This is a genomic window from Paenibacillus sp. HB172176 (assembly GCF_011947265.1).
Taxonomy (GTDB): Bacteria; Bacillota; Bacilli; order Paenibacillales; family Paenibacillaceae; genus Pristimantibacillus.
Window position 1 is genome coordinate 199,559 of sequence record NZ_JAATHD010000004.1, and the last position, 19,585, is coordinate 219,143.

Here is a 19,585-nt window from a genome sequence, read left to right on the forward strand (position 1 = left end):
GCATAACGGAACATCATTAATTGGCAGCAACATGAAGCACGGCAAGACCATGAAATAACCCAACAAGCCGGTAATAGGAATCGTCCCGTTACTGGCTTGTTTTCACTAGAAGAGCTTCGAGGCTTGCGGTTGGAGGAGAGTGGCTGATGCATACATTAAGAAAAACCAGACTTGCCATATTTTTCGGGCTGCTTCCCGCGCTCGCGATCTACATCGGCATTGCCATCATTCCGATTGTGTTGTCCATGTATTATTCCTTTTTTGACTGGGATGGCATTACGGACATGTCGTTTATCGGACTGGATAATTTCACTGAAATGATTAAGGATGATACCTTCTGGTTATCTGTCAAAAATAATGTGTTTATTATGGTTACCGGCATTGCGGGTCAGCTTCCGCTGGGATTGCTGCTGGCTTTATTACTGAACCGCGGCTTGCGCGGCAATGGCTTTTTCAGAACAGTGGGCTTTCTGCCCGTAGTTATTTCCTCGGTCATGGTTTCCTTGATTTGGGGTATGATTTACAACACGGAATACGGTTTTCTGAACAATATTCTCGGCTTGATTGGGCTTGACAGCTGGCAACGCAATTGGCTCGGAGATCCCGACTGGTCGATGCTGTCCATCAGCATTGCTTACATTTGGCAAAACTGCGGTTTGTATATGATTATATTCCTTGCCGCATTGCAAAATATATCGAGCGAGGTGAACGAAGCTGCGGAGCTTGACGGGGCGACGGGCCTCAGAAAGGTGCTTAGAATCACGATTCCGATCATTCGTCCAACGATTCTGGTAACCGTGATCTATAGCATCAGCAATTCGTTCCGCGTATTCGACTTGATTCAAATTCTGACTGGCGGCGGACCCGCCCATCAGACGGAAGTTATGACTATCTATATGTACAACCACGCATTTCTGAGCAGGCAGTTCGGCTATGGGAGCGCCGTCTCGGTCATGATCCTGTTGTTCAGTCTAATTGTGGTCGTCATCGCCAACCGGATCGGCAGGGAGAAGGACTAGAAAGGAGGAGCATGACTCATGGCCAAAAAGAAACCGTGGTATTATATATTGGCATATGTTTTTCTTGGATTATTTGCGATATTCAATATCGTTCCGATATTCTATATGATAGTAGGCTCCTTCAAGAGCGAGTCGGAATATGCGGCTAGTCCCTTTGCGATGCCGGAGAAGCTGCATTTCTCCAATTACGCGAAGGCTTGGGATGTCGCCAATATGGATGTATATTTCTTCAACAGCTTGCTGATTACGATTATTACGTTGATCGTGACGGTGCTGCTTGGCGCTTTGGCGGCGTATTTCCTGTCTCGGTTTCAATATAAGCTGCGCGGGGCGATATACGCGCTGTTTCTGATCGGCATGCTGGTGCCGATTCATGCGACGCTCATTCCGATTTTTATGATTATGAAAAATATTAACCTGCTGGACACGTATCTGTCGCTGATTTTGCCGTATACGGCATTTCATCTATCGCTTACCGTATTCATTCTTGAGGGCTTTATGCGCTCCTTTCCCCGTGACCTGGAGGAATCCGGAATCGTGGACGGAGCGGGCGTGTACCGCATCTTCTGGTCGATTATTTTGCCGATCACGAGACCGGCGCTGGCAACGGTTATTATATTGAATTTCATCTATAACTGGAATGAATATTTGTTCGCGCTTGTCATGATCAGCTCGGAAGCGCTGAAGACGCTGCCGCTCGGCATCGCTAACTTTGTCGGCATCGAGACGGCAAGCATGACGCTGCAGATGGCTGCGCTTACGATCGCGCTCGTTCCAATCATCATCTTCTATCTGCTGCTGCAGAAGCAGCTTGTGAACGGAATGGTGGCAGGAGCTGTCAAAGGCTAATGAAGGAGCAAGGAAAGGAATGCGGCCAATGCTGGGGAAGTTACGATTATTTCGCCATTTCGGATTGAAGCAAATCGCAATCCTTATTTTCTTGCTGCTGGTAATCCTGCCCACGCTTGGCGTTGGCATTATGGTACAGTACAAATATACGGCTATTCTGAAGAATCAGTTCGTCGACTCCACCACGAGGAATTTGAATGCGGTCGTCAATCAATTGGAAGAACAGGTTTCGACCATGGAGGATATTGCGGATTATATGAATTTCAGCCCGGATCTCAACGCCTATCTGCAATCTGATCCGAATGAATATAGTGATCGAATCGACAATCTGCATGAATCGGTGGAAGGATTGCTCACCTTCCATATATTCTCCAAATCCTATATACGCTCCATTACGATAGATGGCTTCAACGGTCGGAAGATGGAGATGGGCGAGCCGGTGCATGGCGATGAGAGCCGCTGGCTGAGCGAGGCCGCGGCGCGGCGCGGCGGCATTGTGTGGAGTGAAGGCTATACGATTAACAGCGACTGGAATGGCCAGATAAAGGTCGTGTCGCTGTTTCGTGTTTTAAACCGTTATAAGCATGTGAACGAGCCGCTTGCTAACCTGGTCATACGTTTGGATGAAGAGAGCATTGTTCGTCTGCTTGAGAATGATCAGTTCCGCAAGGACGGCTATGTGTATTTGCTTGATTCCCAAGGAAAAAGAGTTCTGGAATCGGATAACGCGAAGGAATCCGGGCTGGAACCGGGAGAGATGCTCGCGCAGATGAAAGAAGAGCGTGCCACGAATACGTTGTACCGCAGCGGGACGAGTTCGTATTATGCCTTCTACCATAAGGTCGAGGGAACCGATTGGCAGGTTGTGACGGCGATTCCCGATTCGGTCATCAAGGAACAGACGACGGGCGTTCGCATGGTAACGACGGCGGTGCTGCTGGGCATTCTGCTGCTTGTCGTCACGGCGCTTGCGGGCTTCCAGTCGATGATCATCGGACCGATCGTGCGCCTGAAGAACGAGACGACCCGCGTTATTATGGGAGATTTCACCGCGCGCGTGCCTATTCATTCGAAGAATGAAATATCCGATTTGAACCGAAAGTTCAACGCGATGGTGGATACGATCCAGGAATTGATCGATCATAAGTACAAGATGGAAATTCGTCAGCGCGAATCGGAGCTGAAGCTGCTGCAAAGCCAGATGGATCCGCATTTTCTGTATAATACGCTTGATACGATTCGCTGGACGGCCCGGCTGGAGAAGGCGGAGAGAGCCAGTCATCTGATCGAAATGCTGTCTCGCTTCTTCCGCTCTTCCCTGAACAATGGACAATACGAAACGACGCTTCTGCAAGAGATGCATTTCGTCCAATCCTATCTTTCCTTGCATGCGGTGCGTCTGGGCAAACGTCTTCATTACAGCCTGTTCATGGAATACACCCTTGAGAAGGTACAGGTGCCGAAGACGATTATCCAGCCGCTCGTGGAGAACTTCCTGATTCACGGCTTCAGGGCAAAGACGTCTGACAACTGGATTAAAGTGAACATTTTTCGCGCCGGCCCAGAGATTTGGGTGGATGTTCGGGATAACGGCATCGGCATGACGCCGGAGCAGATATACAGAATTAAGGCTGATCTGGAAGACGGCAAACGGAATGAAGAGAGCTTCGGCGCTCTGCATAATATCCATGATCGTCTGGTCATCTTCTTCGGTCCGGGCTATGGACTGGAGCTGATGAACGGCGGCGCGGGCGGTGTGTGGGTGCGGCTCAGAATTCCTTATGACGTTCCACACGACGAATCACACGACGAATCACATGACGATCCTCATGACGATCCTAACGGCGGTGAACATAATGGAGTATAACAATCGATTGATTCGAATTATGATTGTGGATGACGAGGCCATCATATGCGAAGGGCTTCAGATGACGATCGATTGGTCGAAGCTTGGCGCCGAGGTCATCGACACAGCTTATGACGGGGAAGAGGCGCTTCGGAAGATTGCGGACAATCCGCCGGATATCCTGCTGTCCGATATTCGAATGGACGGCATGGACGGTCTGGAGCTGGCGGAGCGGCTGAAGGCGATTCATCCTCAGCTTCATATCGTAATGATCAGCGGATACGAGGATTTCGAATACGCGCGCCGCGCTATGCGGACAGGCGTGAGGGATTATTTGCTGAAGCCGGTGGAGATCGAGGAGCTCGAAAAGGTGGTCGGTCGAATCGCTGCGCGCATTCGCGAGAAGGCGGCATCCGGCAGCCGTGAAGAGAATCAGGAATGGCTGCTGAATGCGATTGGGGGCAATAGCGGCGTAACGGAGGCCTGCCCGCCCGTGCTTGGCAACAAGTCTGGCGGGTCGTTCCGTATCATCGCAAGTCAGCTGGCGGAATTCAGCAAGCATTATGCCGGATTGTCCGCGGATGAACGGCAAACACTTCATGAAAGATGGGTATTGTCGCTCCATTCGCAGCTGCTAGAGGAAGGACTGGAGACGATGCATGCCTTCGACCACCCGAATGCCTTGTACATGCTCGTTCATACATCGGAAGATCCGGGCGAGAGCTGGTGGGAAAGTCTTCTGAACGAGGTGTCCCTGAACTGGTCGGAGGGAGAAGGCATGTATCTCGCAGTGACCGGAGCTTATTCGAGTCCGGATGGGACGGCCTCGGCATGCGAGAAGGCGAGACAGCTGATGGGCTATCATGTACTGCAGGCAGGGCAGCCGCTGACCGAGCAAGGCTGCCGCGCGCTGGAGCGGGACAGGCAGTTGAAGCGCTTCACGCCTGCCGCCGATTGGGCTGCGAGATTATGCGCCGTGTTGTTCAGACAGGAATGGGCGGATACGAAGGCAATGATACAAGAGTTGTTCGCGGAGATGCGCGGACATCGGATGCTGTTGGCGGAGATGAACGCTATGTACGAGGAGCAGATGGCGCTGCTTCGCCAGCGGCTGCGCCGGAACGGCCTGCAGCTTGAGCAGATTGCCGATTCGCAGCAAGGCATCGATCTGCTGCTGCATAATTCGTATGGGGCGCTGGAGAAGCTGGCGCTGGAGGAGCTTCGCACGTTGTACGAGATGGTAGGCGAGCTTGCGGTGAACAAATCCTACTGGATCGTCGAGAAGGCTATGAAGCATGTCGCGGAGCATTACAGCGAGGATATCAAAGCGTCGGAGGTTGCGGAATGGCTGGGTATAACGCCGAACCATTTCAGCTTTATTTTCAAACAAAATTCAGGAAAGAACTTCAAGGAATATATGAACGATGTGCGCATCGGGCATGCCCAGCGTTTGCTGGAGACGACCAATGACAAGGTGTTCGAAATCGCGGATCAGGTGGGCTATAAGGAGTACAAGTATTTCGTATCCGTATTCAAATCCGTGACGGGAATGACGCCGAAGCAATACAGGGCGCTCAAGGTCGGGCTGTAGTGCAGGGCGCTCAAGGTCGGGCTTGTAGAGGAGGGCTCTCAAGGTCGAGCTATAGTGAGTAGAGCGGCAAGTTGACGATTGGGTGGAGAAAGGTCGGACATTTCGGGACTGTAGAGTTACTTTTTACACCTGCACGCGTTCGAGTGGGCATTTTCCAGACAAAAAGTCTGTTAGAACAGGTTGCTGTTTTCCAAGGACTCCGTCAGGCATTTTTCTTACCACAATAGAATTTATAAGTTTTTTAGACACTTAAACTTGAGAATTCATTTGGCGATAACGCGGTCGCTCATGTTCGAAAGGCCTCGATAGAGGTTTTCTCACAGTTATAGAAATTTTAAAATTTTGAGTAGGCTTGGATGCAGCCAGGCGGAAAGCTAACGAAGAGTGATAACGTTAAACTCATAAAAAGGCATCAATTTCAAATCTAACAAAGATGTATCGTCTTATTACATGGTTTTGGGCTGAAATCCTGCTCCCTTTGATGAATAGCGATATCAATATTCTTTAGATTCACAGAAGCTGGAGATTCAGGCGTATAACGTTATGAATCTTCCCTGGAATCTGATGGTCTTGGTCTGAGAGACTTCGATTCCATAAATATAGCGAAATGAGCCGCAGGTTTATCAGCCTGCGAGTCCGCCGAGTCTAATTTCCATGAGAAGAACGGAAAGCATACAGGCAGCACAACTTTATTGCGCTCCAAGGACGCCGTCAGGCGTTTTTCTTAAGGACGATGCAAGCTTGAGTGAGTCATACGCAGCTCTGCTTCGTGGATGAGGAGATGAACGGGATTTTCTCCTGTTTATTTTATGAAATGAATAAAAACAAACGATTTAGCTGGAAATCTTCCCGCTTATTATGCTGATTCAGCCGAATTTCTCTTTGAAGCAGGATTTATGCTGGAGAAATTCCAGTTTATTTAGCAGAAGGGGATGAAAGCAGCAGCATATACAGGAGAAATTCCTGTTTATCCAAGCTTATCGAAGCTTACTGCGGGCTGCTTTAAAAGTCGTATTTTGGACTTGAATATTAATAATGTTCCATCTAATGTAGAGGAGGAATGCGGACCATGGTTGTCGGTTACAAGAACCCGGAATTGACGGTGGAGGAACGAGTGGAGGATCTGCTTGGTCGGATGACGCTGAAGGAGAAGGCGGGCCAGCTTAATCAGCATATGTACGGCTGGGACGCTTATGCGCGAACGGGCGAAGAGATCGCGCTTACGGACAAATTCAAGGAGCAGGTTGCGTTCGGCGAGGGCATGGGAGCGCTCTACGGGCTGTTCCGCGCCGATCCGTGGTCGGCGGTGACGCATGACAACGGCATACCTACCCGTTTAAACGGCAGGATTGCCAATGAGATTCAGAGATATGTCCGCGAGAACACGCGGCTTGGCATTCCGGTGTTATTGTCGGAGGAATGCCCGCATGGCCATCAGGCGCTGGACTCGACGCTGCTGCCCGTTAATCTGGCGGTGGGTTCGACCTGGAACCCCGAGCTGGCCGAGCGGGCTTATTCCCATGTCGCCGCCGAGATTCGCGGCAGGGGCGGCCATCTTGGTCTGGTGTCCGCGCTGGACATGCTGCTCGAGCCCCGCTGGGGAAGAGCGGAGGAATGCTACAGCGAGGATCCGTATCTGACGGCGAGCTTTGCGCAGGCGGTAGTGCGCGGTCTGCAGGGAGAAAGGGCGGAAGAACTGAAGTCCGGCGGCAAGGTGGCAGCGATTCTGAAGCATCTGTGCGCGCAAGGCGCAGGGCAAGGGGGGCATAACGCGGGTCCCGCCAGCATCGGCGAGCGGGAGCTGCGCGAGGTTCATTTGCCAGCCGCGCTCGCCGGCGTGGAAGCCGGAGCGCTCGGAGTGATGGCCGCCTACAATGAGATCGACGGCGTGCCTTGCCATGCCAATTCGTACTTGCTGGAGGGAATTCTGCGCAAGGAGTGGAAGTTCGACGGCATCGTCATGGCAGACGGCTGCGCGATCGACAGATTGACAGCTCTTGGCGGGGATTATCCGTCGGCGGCAGCGCTGGCTCTGTCGGCCGGTGTTGATCTGAGCTTATGGGACAAATCGTTCACGATGCTGGAGGAAGCGGTGGAGCGCGGGCTGGCGAGCATGGAAGACATCGACCGTTCCGTGCGGCGGGTGCTTGCGCTGAAGTTCCGGCTCGGCTTGTTCGACCAGCCTTATGTGGATGAGTCGTTGTCTGCTTCGGCGGTCGGTACGGAGGAGTCGCGAGCGTTGAATCTTCAGCTTGCGCGCGAATCGGCTGTGCTGTTGCGCAATGTCGGAGGCATTCTGCCGCTGGGCGGCGCCGGGCTTCGAGACGACGGTCAGTCTCGAGGGGGCGATGTGCCTTTGAGCGGCGTGCAGTCACAGGGCGGAGAAGAGACTCTGAGCAACGGCCCGTCACAAGGCGGCGATGTGCCTCTGAGCGGCAATCGCCCTCAAGACGGCAAGCCGTCTTCGGCGGGGCTTAAGCGCATCGCCGTCATCGGCCCGAATGCCGATCGGCTGTACAATCAGCTCGGCGATTATACAAGCGTGCAGCTGCCGGGCTCCGGCATAACCGTTCTGCAGGGCATTCGCGAGCTTGCGCCTGACGGTACGGAGGTTGTATACGCGCGCGGCTGCGGCATAAGAGATATGCGGGAGACGGGCCTCGACGAGGCTGTCGAAGCCGCGCGCAGCTCGGAGGTTGCGGTGTTGGTGCTGGGAGGCAGCAGCGCGCGTGAATTCGGTGAGCAATTCGACAGCAACGGGGCCATAATATGGGATGAGAATGCTTCCAGCGAGATGGATGCCGGAGAAGGCGTTGATCTGGCCGATCTGAGGCTGGGAGGCTTGCAGGAGGAGCTCGTGGAGCGAATCGCCGCGACCGGCACGCCGATTGTCGCCGTTGTCATTCAGGGGCGTCCGCACGCGCTGACCGCGATTGAGCCGCATTGCGATGCGATGCTGTGCGCTTGGTATCCGGGCCCTGAAGGAGGCCGCGCCATAGCGGAGCTGCTCTTCGGCCATGCGAATCCGAGCGGCAAGCTCTCGGTGTCGCTGCCGCGCTCATCGGCGCAGCTGCCGGTGTATTATCATCAGAAGAATCAAGGACGTCGCCGTCCTTATGTGGATATGTCGGAGCTGCCGCTCTATGGGTTCGGCTACGGACTGAGCTACACCGAATTTGATTGTGAGCTGGAGTCCTTGACAGCAACGTCCATAACGGCTGCTTCTTTGGATGCTGGAGAGACTGTACGGGTCTCGATAGGCGTTTCCAATATCGGCGAACGCGCGGGAGCGACAACGATTCAGCTCTACATTCAGGCATCGGGCTCTCCGATAACGCGCCGAGTGAGGGAGCTGAAGGGCTTCCGCAAGCTGGAGCTTCAGCCCGGCGAGAAGAAGTCGGTCGTGCTCGAGCTGGGCAGGGAGCAGCTCGCGATATGGAATCGGGAGATGAAGTTCGCGGTAGAACCATGCGAGGTAACGTTGTTCGTTGGTTTGGACTCGCATGCGCCTGAAGCGGCGAAGCTTGCTATCACGCGCTGATGAAGCGGATGAGGCAGGTATGCTGATGGATTTCTGAACGAATGTCACGCACGAAAAGGAATGGAAGGTGAGCAGAATGGAACAATGGGTATTGCGCGACGTTGCTTTGCTCGACGGCAGGAGGCAGGATATTGTCATAACGGATGGTATCGTCAGCGGCATATTGCCTCCGGGAGAGGGGCAGGCAGATCGCATCGTAGATGGCAAAGGGCAGTATGTGTCCCCGGGCTGGATTGATCTGCATGTGCATGCCGTGCCGGAGCTTGACCCCTACGGCGACGAAATCGATGAGATCGGCGTGAAGCTGGGCGTCGGCACAATCGTGGACGCCGGCAGCTGCGGAGCCGATCGCATCGGCGAATTGCAAGCCGCGGCGTCGCAGGCGAGCACCAGGGTTCGAGCTTTTTTGAACATATCCCATATCGGCCTTGCGCGCATCGATGAGCTGTCGCAGCTGGAATGGCTGGACGAGGACAAGCTTCGGGAGGCGCTCGAGCAATATCAGGGCTTCATCGTAGGCATGAAAGCCAGGATCAGCCGCAGCGTCGTGAAGGAGCAAGGACTTGAGCCGCTTCGAATCGCGAGAAAATGGTCAGACCAATATCAGCTGCCGCTGATGGTTCACATCGGCTCCGGGCCGCCGGCCATTAGCGAAGTGATGGACTTGCTGCGACAGGGCGACATTGTGACTCACTTTCTGAACGGCAAGGCGAATAATCTGTTCGACGAGTCGGGGGAGCCGATTCCAGCTTTGCTTGAAGCTTTGGCGAGAGGCGTCCATCTCGACGTCGGGCATGGCACGGCGAGCTTTTCGTTCGAGGTCGCGGAGCGTGCGAAGGCGGCGGGCATTCATCCGGGCACGATAAGTACGGATATTTATAAGAACAATCGCTTGAACGGACCCGTCTTCAGCATGGCGGACACGATGAGCAAGTTCTTGTTGCTGGGCTATCGTCTGCAGGAGGTCGTTCAGATGGTCACCCGGAATGCGGCTGAGCGCATCGGGCAACCGGAGCTTGGGCGCATCGAGGTCGGAGGTCCGGCCAATTTGACCTTGTTCGAAGTAAAGCGGGGAGCCAAACGACTAGTAGATTCGGAAGGGCAGGAGCGAATCGCAAGCGAGTATATAGAAGCAAAGGGAGTGGTTGTCGATGGAACATACGATGCATGCTAAATACGGTTTGAAGCGTGTTGTCAACGCAAGTGGAAGAATGAGCATTCTGGGCGTTTCCGCTCCGACGGACACGGTGATGGAGGCCGTGAAGCAAGGCGGTCAGCAATATGTGGAGATGGCCGATCTGGTGGTCAAATCCGGCGAGCATATCGCCCGCGTGCTTGGAGCCCAGGGCGCGGTTGCCGTCAATTCGGCGTCGAGCGGCATTGCGTTATCCGTTGCAGCATTAGTAACGAAGGGGAAGACCCGCGCGAGTCTGCGTCTGCATCAGGATGCGATTTTCGCGAACGAGATTATTATGTTCAAAGGCCATAATGTGCAGTACGGCGCGCCAGTGGAGACGATGGTGGCGCTTGGCGGAGGACAACTGGTGGAGGTAGGCTTCGCCAATGAAGGACGCGCCTCTCATATTGAAGAAGCAGTTACGGAGCGGACGGCGGCGATTCTGTTCGTCAAGTCGCATCATTGCGTGCAGAAGAACATGATTTCCGTGGAGGAGGTCAGCGAGCTGGCAAATCGTCTCGGCGTTCCGCTCATCGTAGATGCGGCTGCCGAGGAGGATCTTCGCAAATATGTCCGTTTCGCCGATTTGGCGATCTATAGCGGGTCGAAGGCGATCGAAGGGCCGACGTCCGGCATCGTGGCCGGCAAGCAGCCTTATACGGACTGGGTACGGACGCAGCTGCATGGCATTGGCCGCAGCATGAAGGTGGGCAAGGAGAGCATCTTCGGCTTGCTGCAGGCGCTCGACGAATTTATGAATCGCCAGGATAAGAGCGAGCAGGAGAAGGCGGCTCTGGTCGAGCTGGACGCGCTAGGTAATTTGCCCGGCGTAACGGTAGAGGTCGTGCAGGACGAGGCGGGTCGCGCGATTTTCCGCAGCCGCATCCGAATCGACGCTGGCGAGGCGGGTATCGGAGCCGCAGAGGTGAATGATCAGCTGCGCGAAGGCGACATCGCGGTCTATACGCGAGACTATGGCGTGAAGCAGGGTTATTTTGATATCGATCCACGATCGTTGCAAGGCGACGACATGACTGTTATTGCGACTAGAATACGCGAAATCATTGGGGGTTAAGGGATATGAGCAATATGAACAAACGGATGTATAAGGGCAGAGCGGCACTGAATGTGCTGACCAATTCGATTCAAAATGCGAAGGATGTATTCGAGGCGGCGGAAGGGCATATGCTTGTTGGCGTACTGTCCAAGTCCTATCCCGATGCCGCGTCGGCCGTTGAGGCCATGAAGGAATATGGAGCCGCGATTGACGACGCCGTCTCCATCGGGCTCGGAGCGGGCGACAATCGCCAGGCCGCCGTCGTGGAAGAAATCGTGAAGAGCTACGCGGGCGGGCATATCAATCAGATCTTCCCTTCCGTTGGCGCAACCCGCGCTAACCTGAACGGCAGAGACGGGTGGGTCAATGCGCTTGTATCGCCTTGCGGCAAGCCGGGCTTCGTCAACATCTCCACCGGCGTCGCGAGCAGCGCGGTAGAGGACAAAGCGATTGTTCCCGTGAAGTCGGCCATTGCGCTGGTGCGCGATATGGGCGGCAATGCTTTGAAGTATTTTCCGATGGGCGGTCTTAAGCTTGTGGACGAGTTCCGCAAAGTGGCCAAAGCATGCGGCGAGGAAGGCTTCGCGCTAGAGCCTACCGGCGGCATTGATCTCGACAACTTCGAGGCGATTGTGGAAATCGCGCTGCAAGCAGGCGTGCCGCAGATTATTCCGCATGTGTACTCCTCAATCATCGATAAGGAGACTGGAGCGACGCGGGTGTCCGATGTGCGGAAGCTGTACGGAGCATTGAAGAGCCTGGTTGATCGATATGAGTAAAATAACGGCATTCGGCGAAGTGATGATGCGGCTGGAAGCGCCGCGTTACGCGACGCTGGCGCAAAGCTCGACGCTGAACTATTCCTTCTCCGGGACCGGAGTCAATGTCGCATCTGCCTTGACGCGGTACGGCCATAGCGGACGAGTGGCGAGCGTATTGCCGGATAATCCGCTTGGCGACGCGGCCGTTGGCTATTTGCGTCGGCTCGGCGTTGATACGCGTTACATTGCGCGCGGCGGACGCTATATCGGCAGCTACTTCCTGGAGCATGGCTTCGGCGCGAGGCCCAGCCGGGTCACATACACGGATCGATGGGGCAGCAGCTTCAATACGGCCGATTTCCCTGATGAGCTGCTTGCCGGTGCGGCGGCAGACTCGGACGCTGTGCATTTCTGCGGTATTACGCTGGCGATGAACGACCGCGTTCGCGATGCGATGAAGCGCTTCGCTCGCTTCGCGAAGGATGCCGGCAAGACGATCATCTTCGACTGCAACTATCGCCCGTCGCTGTGGGGCGAAGGCGGGTACGAGCTGGCTCGTCCTCATTATCGAGAAATGCTGGCGTTTGCGGATATCGTCTTCATGAATGAACGCGACGCTATTCATATTCTGGAGATGCCGACTGGCAAGAAGGACCGCATGGCCCAGCTTCAGGAGTTGATTCCGCAAGCGGCGGAGCAATACGGCTTGCGTACGGTGGCCGGCACGCATCGCAGCATCAACGCGGACGGCACGCATGAATTAAGAGGCTACCTGCACAAGGCGGGACAGTTCTCCTTCGCCAAGCCGCTCGTCTTCGCCGTGCATGATCGGGTAGGGGCGGGCGATGCGTACGCCAGCGGCATTATACACGGGGAGCTGCAAGGAGCGGACGCCGCCCATACGGTCAGCTTTGCGAGCGCCGCGGCGATGCTGGCTCACACCGTAGAAGGCGATACGCCGCTCGCGACGGAGAGAGAAGTGCTGGAAGCGATGCGGGAAGGTATAAGCGACGTGAGAAGATGAAGCTGACTTTTGGCGCTGCTGCAGCGCAGAGAATCAGCGTTGGAGAGCAGAAGTCGGCGCGTGGAGTTGCTGCAGCGCAGAAAATCAGCGCAGGAGAGTAGAAGTCGGCGCGTGGAGTTGCTGCAACGCAGGAAATCAGCGTTGGAGAGCCGAAGCCGGCATGAGTAGGAGCTGCAACGCAGGGAATTAGCGTTGGAGAGCCGAAGCAGGCTCGAGTAGGAGCTGTAACGCAGGAAATCAGAGCTGGAGAGCGTCGGCCGGTGCGCAGTGGTCGACAAATGCGTTAGCGAAGGAGGCGCTCATGGCAGATGGAGGACAAGCACAAGGAACAGCCGTTCGATACGGATGCAAGGAAGCATGCGCGCTTTCATTTCGACAACCAGTATCGACATGATCCGAAAGTCTACGGACCCGTCACGCTGTATCAAATCGGGGATTTGAGCTGCGCGCCGGGCTACGAAATCGGCGAGCATGTGCAATATTGCCATGAGATCAGCTATATCGCCTCGGGAAAAGGCGTCTTCACCAGCGATTCAGATTACTTCGAGGTGAAGGAGGGCGACCTCATCCTGCACAGACCGGGACAAAGGCATAACGGGATTGCCGACAAGGCGGATCCGTTTCGTTTTTTCTATATCGGCTTCTCATTGGAGGAGCACGCGGAAGGCGCTGCGAAGGATGCAGACGCCTTCTTCGCTATGCTTCGCATGCTTGATCAGACGGCGGATCCAGTTGCGGCGAATCAGCAGCCGGTCGCCGCAGCGTTCGTCGGCTTGTTCCAGGAGCTGATGCATCCGAGCGGGTACGCCGCTATTATGATCGAGTCTTATTTGAGACAAGTGTTGGTTGCGGCTTATCGCGCCTTCTACGAACGCTGGGACTACGACTATGATCCGAAGGCCAAATCCGATCATCCCAGGCAAATCGTATACCGGATCATTCATTATATCGATTCTCGGCTGACGGAAATCGAAGAATTGACCGAAATTGCCGATGAGCTGAATTACAGCTATTCGTACCTGTCCCATATCTTCTCGCGAGAGACGGGCCGAACGATCAAGGAGTACTACAATCGCAAGCGCTTCGAGCTTGCGGGGGAGTGGCTGCGCGCCGGGCAGCTCACGGTCACGCACATTGCCGAGCGGCTCAACTACCATTCCATTCATGCGTTCAGCAAAGCCTTCCGGCAGCATTACGGCATGTCGCCGACCGAATATCAAGCCCTGGCCGACAATCTAAAAAAATGACAACGAATGAAAACAACCGCGGCCAAAGCCGATCGCGAATCCCGTTGTTATAATAGGGCTAACTTAACCAGGGGAGGTTATCCACCAGATGAAAAAACTGAAAATCGCAATAATAGGCTGCGGCCAAATCGCTCGCACGCAGCATGTTCCCGGCTATGTGAACAGCGGGCTGGCGGAAATCAAATATGTGGTGGATGCCGAGACGGAGAGAGCGGCTTCGCTTGCCGCAGACTTTGATATTCCGCATGCAACCAGCGATCTGGCGGCGGTTCTGGCCGATCCTGAGATCGATGCCGTCTCGGTCTGCACGCCGAACGCGTCGCATGCGCCGGTCTCGATCGCTGCCCTGAACGCAGGCAAGCATGTGCTGTGCGAGAAGCCGGCAGCGATGTCGTACACAGAAGCAATGGGGATGAAAGAGGCCGCCGATCGCAATAACCGGATGCTGAACATTGGCGTCGTCAACCGGTTCAACACGGCGGTGAACAAGATCAAGGCATTGATCGAGGAAGGCGAGCTTGGCAATCTCTATCATGTGTATTGCTCCTTCCGCTCGCATCGCTCCATACCGGGCCTGGGAGGACCCTTCACGACCAAAGCCCATTCCGGCGGAGGCGTGCTCATCGATTGGGGTGTGCATTTCCTCGATCTGATCTTCTACGCGCTAGGCGAGAATGCGAAGGCGATGGCTGTATCCGGAGCGGCGTATGGCGAGCTCGGACGTCGGATGAAGGATTACGTCTATACCAGCATGTGGGCGGGACCGCCGATTCTGGACGGCATCTTCGACGTGGAGGATTTCGTGACCGGCTTGATTCGCACTTCAGGTCCGACAATCAGCATGAATGGCGCATGGGCGCAAAATATCGGCGAACGGGCAATGTTCGTAGAGTTCCTCGGCAGCAAGGGCGGCATCAAGCTGCAGTATGGCGGCGACTTCACCCTGTATACGAGCAAGAACGGCATGCTGTACGAAACGGCGGCAACCTTTGAGAAGGAGAACATGTTCGAGGCCGAGATCAAGTCATTCCTGGAATCGATCGCGTCTGGCAAGAAGAACCGCGCCAATATTGATCACACGCTGGTGACGACACAGGTAATGGACGCCATCTACGAATCGGCCGCGCAAGGCAAGGAGGTCGTCCTGTGAAGAAAATAGGCTTCATCGACTACTTTCTGGATGAATGGCATGCGAATAACTATCCGGCTTGGCTCGAAGAACGCGCGAAGCTGCTCGGATTGGATTGGGAGCTGGCCTACGCATGGGCGGAGATCGACAAGCCGGACGGCCTCTCCACGGATGACTGGTGCGCAAAGCATAACGTGCAGAGGCTGGACTCCCTCGAAGAGCTGGTCGAGCTGTCCCACGCCATCGTCATTTTGTCTCCGGATCATCCCGAGCATCACGAGCGCTTGGCTCAATTGGCGCTTCAGTCGGGCAAGCCGGTCTATATGGACAAAACCTTCGCGCCCGAGGTAGCAGCAGCGAAGCGCATATTCCAGCAGGCGGAAGCGGGCGGCACGCCGCTGTTCTCCAGCTCGGCGCTTCGGTTCGCGAAGGAAATCCAGGAGCAAGCGGGCAAGCTGAATGCCGAAGAAATCAGTTATTTGGCTGTCTCGGGTCCGGGCAGGTTCGCCAATTATGCGGTGCATCAATTCGAGATGATCGTTACGCTCATGGGAACGGGCGCGCGGCGCCTCAAGAGTCTGTCGAACGATCAGGGACGCCAAATCATCGTTGAGTTCGACGGCGAACGCCAAGCCTCCTATTTGCAGCTCAGCAGCGCGCCCTTTCAGGCGATTCTTCAACAGAAGGACGGGCAAGGCGGCTACATCCCGCAATGCTCCGACATGTTCGAAGGGCTGATGGAAGCGATGCTGCGATTCTTCGAGACTCGCGAAGTGCCGGTGCCGCCTGCGGAGACACTTGCCGTCATGGCGCTCATCGAGGCGGGCGGAGTTGCTCTCTCGCGCCGCGACGAGTGGATTGAGCTGCCATGAAGTTTAATGAGTAGTTCCGATTCGCGCTCAGACCAAGTCAGCGAGTTCATGCTCCCGAGGTGGAGGTGGAATAGCTGAGACCCATCTCTAACGAAGATTCAAAGCGTTATTTACTCAAAAACAGACATATCAAACATTTAACGAAGACTCACAATGCTATTGCGCCAAAATATCCCTACCTACAGAGCAAAATTGGCAAATAAGCATATACACTTTCGTTAGATTCAGATTCATACGGTTAGAAGCCTCCTAACGAATTCAGTATTCGTTAGGATTTCTTCTGTCAATCCTCTGCCTAGCTCCGGCGACTGTTAAGAATCGGAGTCACGCACGGCATATAATAATCCAGTATTAACGTCTTTTCCCCATTGCTTTTTGGAATGCCAAAACTTCGATCTGTATACACCTAAAATTACAGCGGTTGTTCATCGTTGTATTTTTGCAAACAGCATGGAATAATAGGTATAACATCATGACCATTAAATGTAAAAAACGATTGTGATTCTTTCCCAGCTGGAGGTGTTGTCATTGGAAAAGGGAGACTCTATTCTTATGACCCGCAAGCAAGCCATACAGTATGTGCAAGAATAGATGGTGGAATATCAAGTCAATGAACCATTATTGTCTGAGCAACTTATAGCGGATCGAAAGAAAGAGGCTCGAGATGAATAAGAAGGTTGCGGACCGAGCCTGGTCGAATGTAGATGCTGCGGGCATCGAGGTCATTCTTATTCGTTAAAAGAGCAATTTATTAGCGAAAGAGCAGCCAATTTCACACGAGATTCGGCTGCTCAATTAATGTCTATCCGATTTAATACCCCTTCCCGTAACGAATCGGCCCGCGCCAAGCCAAGCCGTTAACAGCTTTCACTTCTTGCTTCGATGGAAGCGGAGTGGTGGTGCGCTTCAAGCCGGTTTCAGACTGGGAATCCTCCAGCTCCGGGATCGCCTCGAGCAGCTTCCGCCTACAGATGGCGAGCGCTTCGGGATGCTCGGCGGCAGCATTATGCCTTTCTTCAGGATCATTCACAAGATGAAATAATTGCTCCATTCCTCCATTAACGTAATAAATATATTTCCATTTGCGATTGGTGGCCATGTAGAAGCCGTCAAGCTTGTTCATATAACCGCAAATCCAGCGATCCTGCAAATCGGACTCTTGAGCCTGAAGCAGGCTTACTCCATCTCGTGATTCCTCATCTTGAGCGGACCATAATCCCGCGGCATCCAGCAAGGTAGGGTAGATATCGGCTAATTGAACGGCGCCGTCCGCCAACTGCCCCTTCGTCCAAGAGTGATTCGCCTGCTCATGCCATTTCAAGAGAAAGGGGACATGGGCGGAGGATTCGTAGAAGGCGGATTTGTGGAAAAGATTGAAATCCCCCAGCATTTCGCCATGATCGGAGGTGAAGAGGATAAGCGTATTGTCATAGAGTCCTTGGCTCTTCAATTCGCCGAACAGCCTTCCCAGCTCGTAGTCGATATGGGTAATTTGCGCGTAATAATGCTTGCGCGCAGCGCGAATGACATGCGCGGGAAGCTCATCGAATTTGCCTGCCCATCTCGTATGCTTCACCCAATTTGGAGCGGCTTCCTCATCCTCCCAATCTCCCGACAACGGCTCCGGAATATCCGCATTATCATAGAGACGAACGAAGCTTTCCGGCGGATCAAACGGCGCATGCGGAGCTTCGAAGCTGGTCCACATGAAGAAGGGATGATGCGGATCAAGCTGGCGTATGAAATCGATCGACTCTTCCACAATCCAGTGGCTATGCGTGAAGGGTATAGGCGTGGAAGCGAATACGGGATAAATCTCGTTGCCGCCAAGCCCATGCCCCCGATACTCGCCCGCATGAGGCGTCGTTTCCAGCCAATTGACATAATCCTCCGGCAGCAATCGCATGCGGTCAAAGCCGTATCTGGCGCGCGGCGGATGGAAGTGCATTTTGCCTACCGCATGGGTCTGGTATCCCGCGTCTCTGAGTCTGCCGGGCAAGGTGAGATGATCCTGCTCGGGGAAGGGCTTGACCGTCATATTGGACTGCCCGTGATGATAGGCGCAGCGCCCCGTCATGATGGTCGTTCGGGCCGGAATGCAAATCGGACAATCGCTGTACGCTTTATCGAAGCGCAAGCCTTCCGCGGCAAGCTGATCGAGATGCGGAGTCATGACGGGATGGTTGGAGCGAGCGACGCCAAGGCAATCCCACCGTTGCTGGTCGGTCGTTATGAACAGGATATTTGGACGATTTTTCAAGATTGCACCTCATTTCATTCAGATTGCTTAATGCTGTGCTTTGAATTATATTGAAAACGAACTTTCATTTATAGCTACAATTTTGTTGCAAATTTGATTTCTTAACAAAGAGAGTCGAGGTGCGGGGGATGTCGAACAAGAAGCAGGTCACGCTCCATCATATTGCGCAAGAGCTGAAGCTTTCCGTCCACACGGTGTCCAAAGCGTTAAGAGGTCTGCCGGGCATGTCGGAGCATACAAGAAAGGAAGTCATGCTCTGCGCGCAGAAGCTGGGTTATCGCTCGAAGGAACAGGAACGGTTCTACGCCGTCGAGCAGATTCCTATCTATACGCAGAAGCAGAGGGTGTTCAAGCTGCTCGTCAATCGAGATCCCCAGCAATCCCATCAATATCAGCTCATTCTTCAGGGACTTCAGGATAAGCTGCAGCCATTCGGCCATTCCGTGCAGACGATCATTGTGCCGCAATTCGAGAGAGAGGCGTTCATCGATCAGTGGTTGATGGAGCAGCGGGCCGAGCTTTGGGACGGGCTGTTCATTGCGCCGCTTATTTTGCCCGAGGTGGAGCGCAGGCTTCTCCAGCTGCCGGTGCCGAGGGTGCTTATTAATTTTGCAACGCCCTCCCAGCCGGTAGATTCCGTCATTTGGGATGTGAGGGCGGCCGTGTGGGATTCCGTGCAGTATCTCTTATCAATGAATCATTCGAATATTTTGTATATCGGCAATCTGAACAGACATCGAGGCTTCGCCGTGCGCTGGCACGCTTTTCAAGAGGTCATGGAGAAGGCGGGGATTGGCGCGAATCCCGAACAGCATGTGACGGAGCATGGGATCGACAAAGCGGAATGGATGAAGGAGGTTACGGAGAAGATCAGAGCGAGGAAGCCGACGGCGATATTGTCTGCGGTTCATTGCGATATTGCCTGGATCTATTATGCTTGCAGCATGGCGGGCTTACGCATCCCCGAGGACTGCTCGCTTATCAGCATTCAGAGCGGTCGGAATGAGATGCTGCCCGGCTTGACCCGTCCGGTACTGCCTGTTGAGAGGACGGGCTCCCGGGCGGCGGAGAAGATGCTGTGGCGAATCGCGAATCCTAACGAGCCTTATGAGCATACTTTTGTGAAAGGAGAATTCCATTTCGGCAATACCGTCATGCGTTCGACTTCTTCTCGACACATTCCCGGATTATCCTGATAGAAATTAATCTGAG

Annotated in this window: 14 protein-coding genes; 13 read left to right on the top strand and 1 reads right to left on the bottom strand. The window is 54.2% G+C overall.

Annotated elements, in window-relative coordinates; translation table 11 throughout:
• Window positions 1–146: 146 nt before the first annotated feature.
• From HFP08_RS08090 to HFP08_RS08145, 12 genes are all read left to right on the top strand, one after another.
• On the top strand, window positions 147–1,019 hold the full coding sequence (locus HFP08_RS08090) for a carbohydrate ABC transporter permease (RefSeq protein ID WP_168120080.1): 873 nt from the start codon (window positions 147–149) through the stop codon (window positions 1,017–1,019).
• 18 nt (window positions 1,020–1,037) lie between these two features.
• Window positions 1,038–1,868 (top strand): carbohydrate ABC transporter permease, encoded by an 831-nt coding sequence (locus HFP08_RS08095; protein WP_168120081.1) that lies wholly within the window; start codon window positions 1,038–1,040, stop codon window positions 1,866–1,868.
• A gap of 28 nt (window positions 1,869–1,896) precedes the next feature.
• Entirely contained in the window at window positions 1,897–3,735 is a 1,839-nt protein-coding gene (locus tag HFP08_RS08100; protein ID WP_168120082.1) for a sensor histidine kinase, read from the top strand.
• The gene (locus HFP08_RS08105; RefSeq protein WP_168120083.1) at window positions 3,725–5,305 is read left to right on the top strand and encodes a response regulator; all 1,581 of its coding nucleotides are present in this window, start codon (window positions 3,725–3,727) and stop codon (window positions 5,303–5,305) included. The genes HFP08_RS08100 and HFP08_RS08105 overlap by 11 nt, the downstream gene beginning before the upstream one ends.
• A 1,069-nt stretch (window positions 5,306–6,374) precedes the next feature.
• Complete coding sequence (locus HFP08_RS08110; RefSeq protein WP_168120084.1) at window positions 6,375–8,846, top strand: glycoside hydrolase family 3 N-terminal domain-containing protein; 2,472 nt, start codon at window positions 6,375–6,377, stop codon at window positions 8,844–8,846.
• A gap of 76 nt (window positions 8,847–8,922) precedes the next feature.
• Window positions 8,923–10,020 (top strand): amidohydrolase/deacetylase family metallohydrolase, encoded by a 1,098-nt coding sequence (locus tag HFP08_RS08115; RefSeq protein WP_168120085.1) that lies wholly within the window; start codon window positions 8,923–8,925, stop codon window positions 10,018–10,020.
• Window positions 9,998–11,098 carry a DgaE family pyridoxal phosphate-dependent ammonia lyase gene (locus HFP08_RS08120; protein WP_168120086.1) on the top strand — a complete coding sequence of 367 codons (1,101 nt, stop codon included), beginning with the start codon at window positions 9,998–10,000 and terminating at the stop codon, window positions 11,096–11,098. The genes HFP08_RS08115 and HFP08_RS08120 overlap by 23 nt, the downstream gene beginning before the upstream one ends.
• 5 nt (window positions 11,099–11,103) lie before the next feature.
• Window positions 11,104–11,859, top strand: coding sequence for a 2-dehydro-3-deoxy-phosphogluconate aldolase (dagF, locus tag HFP08_RS08125; RefSeq protein ID WP_168120087.1), 756 nt, complete (start codon window positions 11,104–11,106; stop codon window positions 11,857–11,859).
• Window positions 11,852–12,865, top strand: coding sequence for a sugar kinase (locus tag HFP08_RS08130; protein ID WP_168120088.1), 1,014 nt, complete (start codon window positions 11,852–11,854; stop codon window positions 12,863–12,865). Before dagF ends, HFP08_RS08130 begins: the two co-directional genes overlap by 8 nt.
• Before the next feature lie 308 nt (window positions 12,866–13,173).
• The gene (locus tag HFP08_RS08135) at window positions 13,174–14,112 is read left to right on the top strand and encodes a helix-turn-helix transcriptional regulator (protein WP_168120089.1); all 939 of its coding nucleotides are present in this window, start codon (window positions 13,174–13,176) and stop codon (window positions 14,110–14,112) included.
• An 88-nt stretch (window positions 14,113–14,200) separates the two neighbouring features.
• Window positions 14,201–15,262, top strand: coding sequence for a Gfo/Idh/MocA family protein (locus HFP08_RS08140; RefSeq protein ID WP_168120090.1), 1,062 nt, complete (start codon window positions 14,201–14,203; stop codon window positions 15,260–15,262).
• Window positions 15,259–16,113: a Gfo/Idh/MocA family oxidoreductase gene (locus HFP08_RS08145; RefSeq protein ID WP_168120091.1), complete on the top strand. Its 855-nt coding sequence runs from the start codon at window positions 15,259–15,261 to the stop codon at window positions 16,111–16,113. Before HFP08_RS08140 ends, HFP08_RS08145 begins: the two co-directional genes overlap by 4 nt.
• Before the next feature lie 811 nt (window positions 16,114–16,924).
• Here HFP08_RS08145 and HFP08_RS08150 read toward each other — a convergent pair.
• Window positions 16,925–18,373, bottom strand: a complete 1,449-nt coding sequence (locus HFP08_RS08150) for a sulfatase-like hydrolase/transferase (RefSeq protein WP_168120092.1) — start codon at window positions 18,371–18,373, stop codon at window positions 16,925–16,927.
• Window positions 18,374–18,501: 128 nt separating this feature from the next.
• On the opposite strand from HFP08_RS08150, the gene HFP08_RS08155 reads away from it, so the two are divergent.
• Window positions 18,502–19,569 (top strand): LacI family DNA-binding transcriptional regulator, encoded by a 1,068-nt coding sequence (locus HFP08_RS08155; protein WP_168120093.1) that lies wholly within the window; start codon window positions 18,502–18,504, stop codon window positions 19,567–19,569.
• Window positions 19,570–19,585 lie beyond the last annotated feature (16 nt).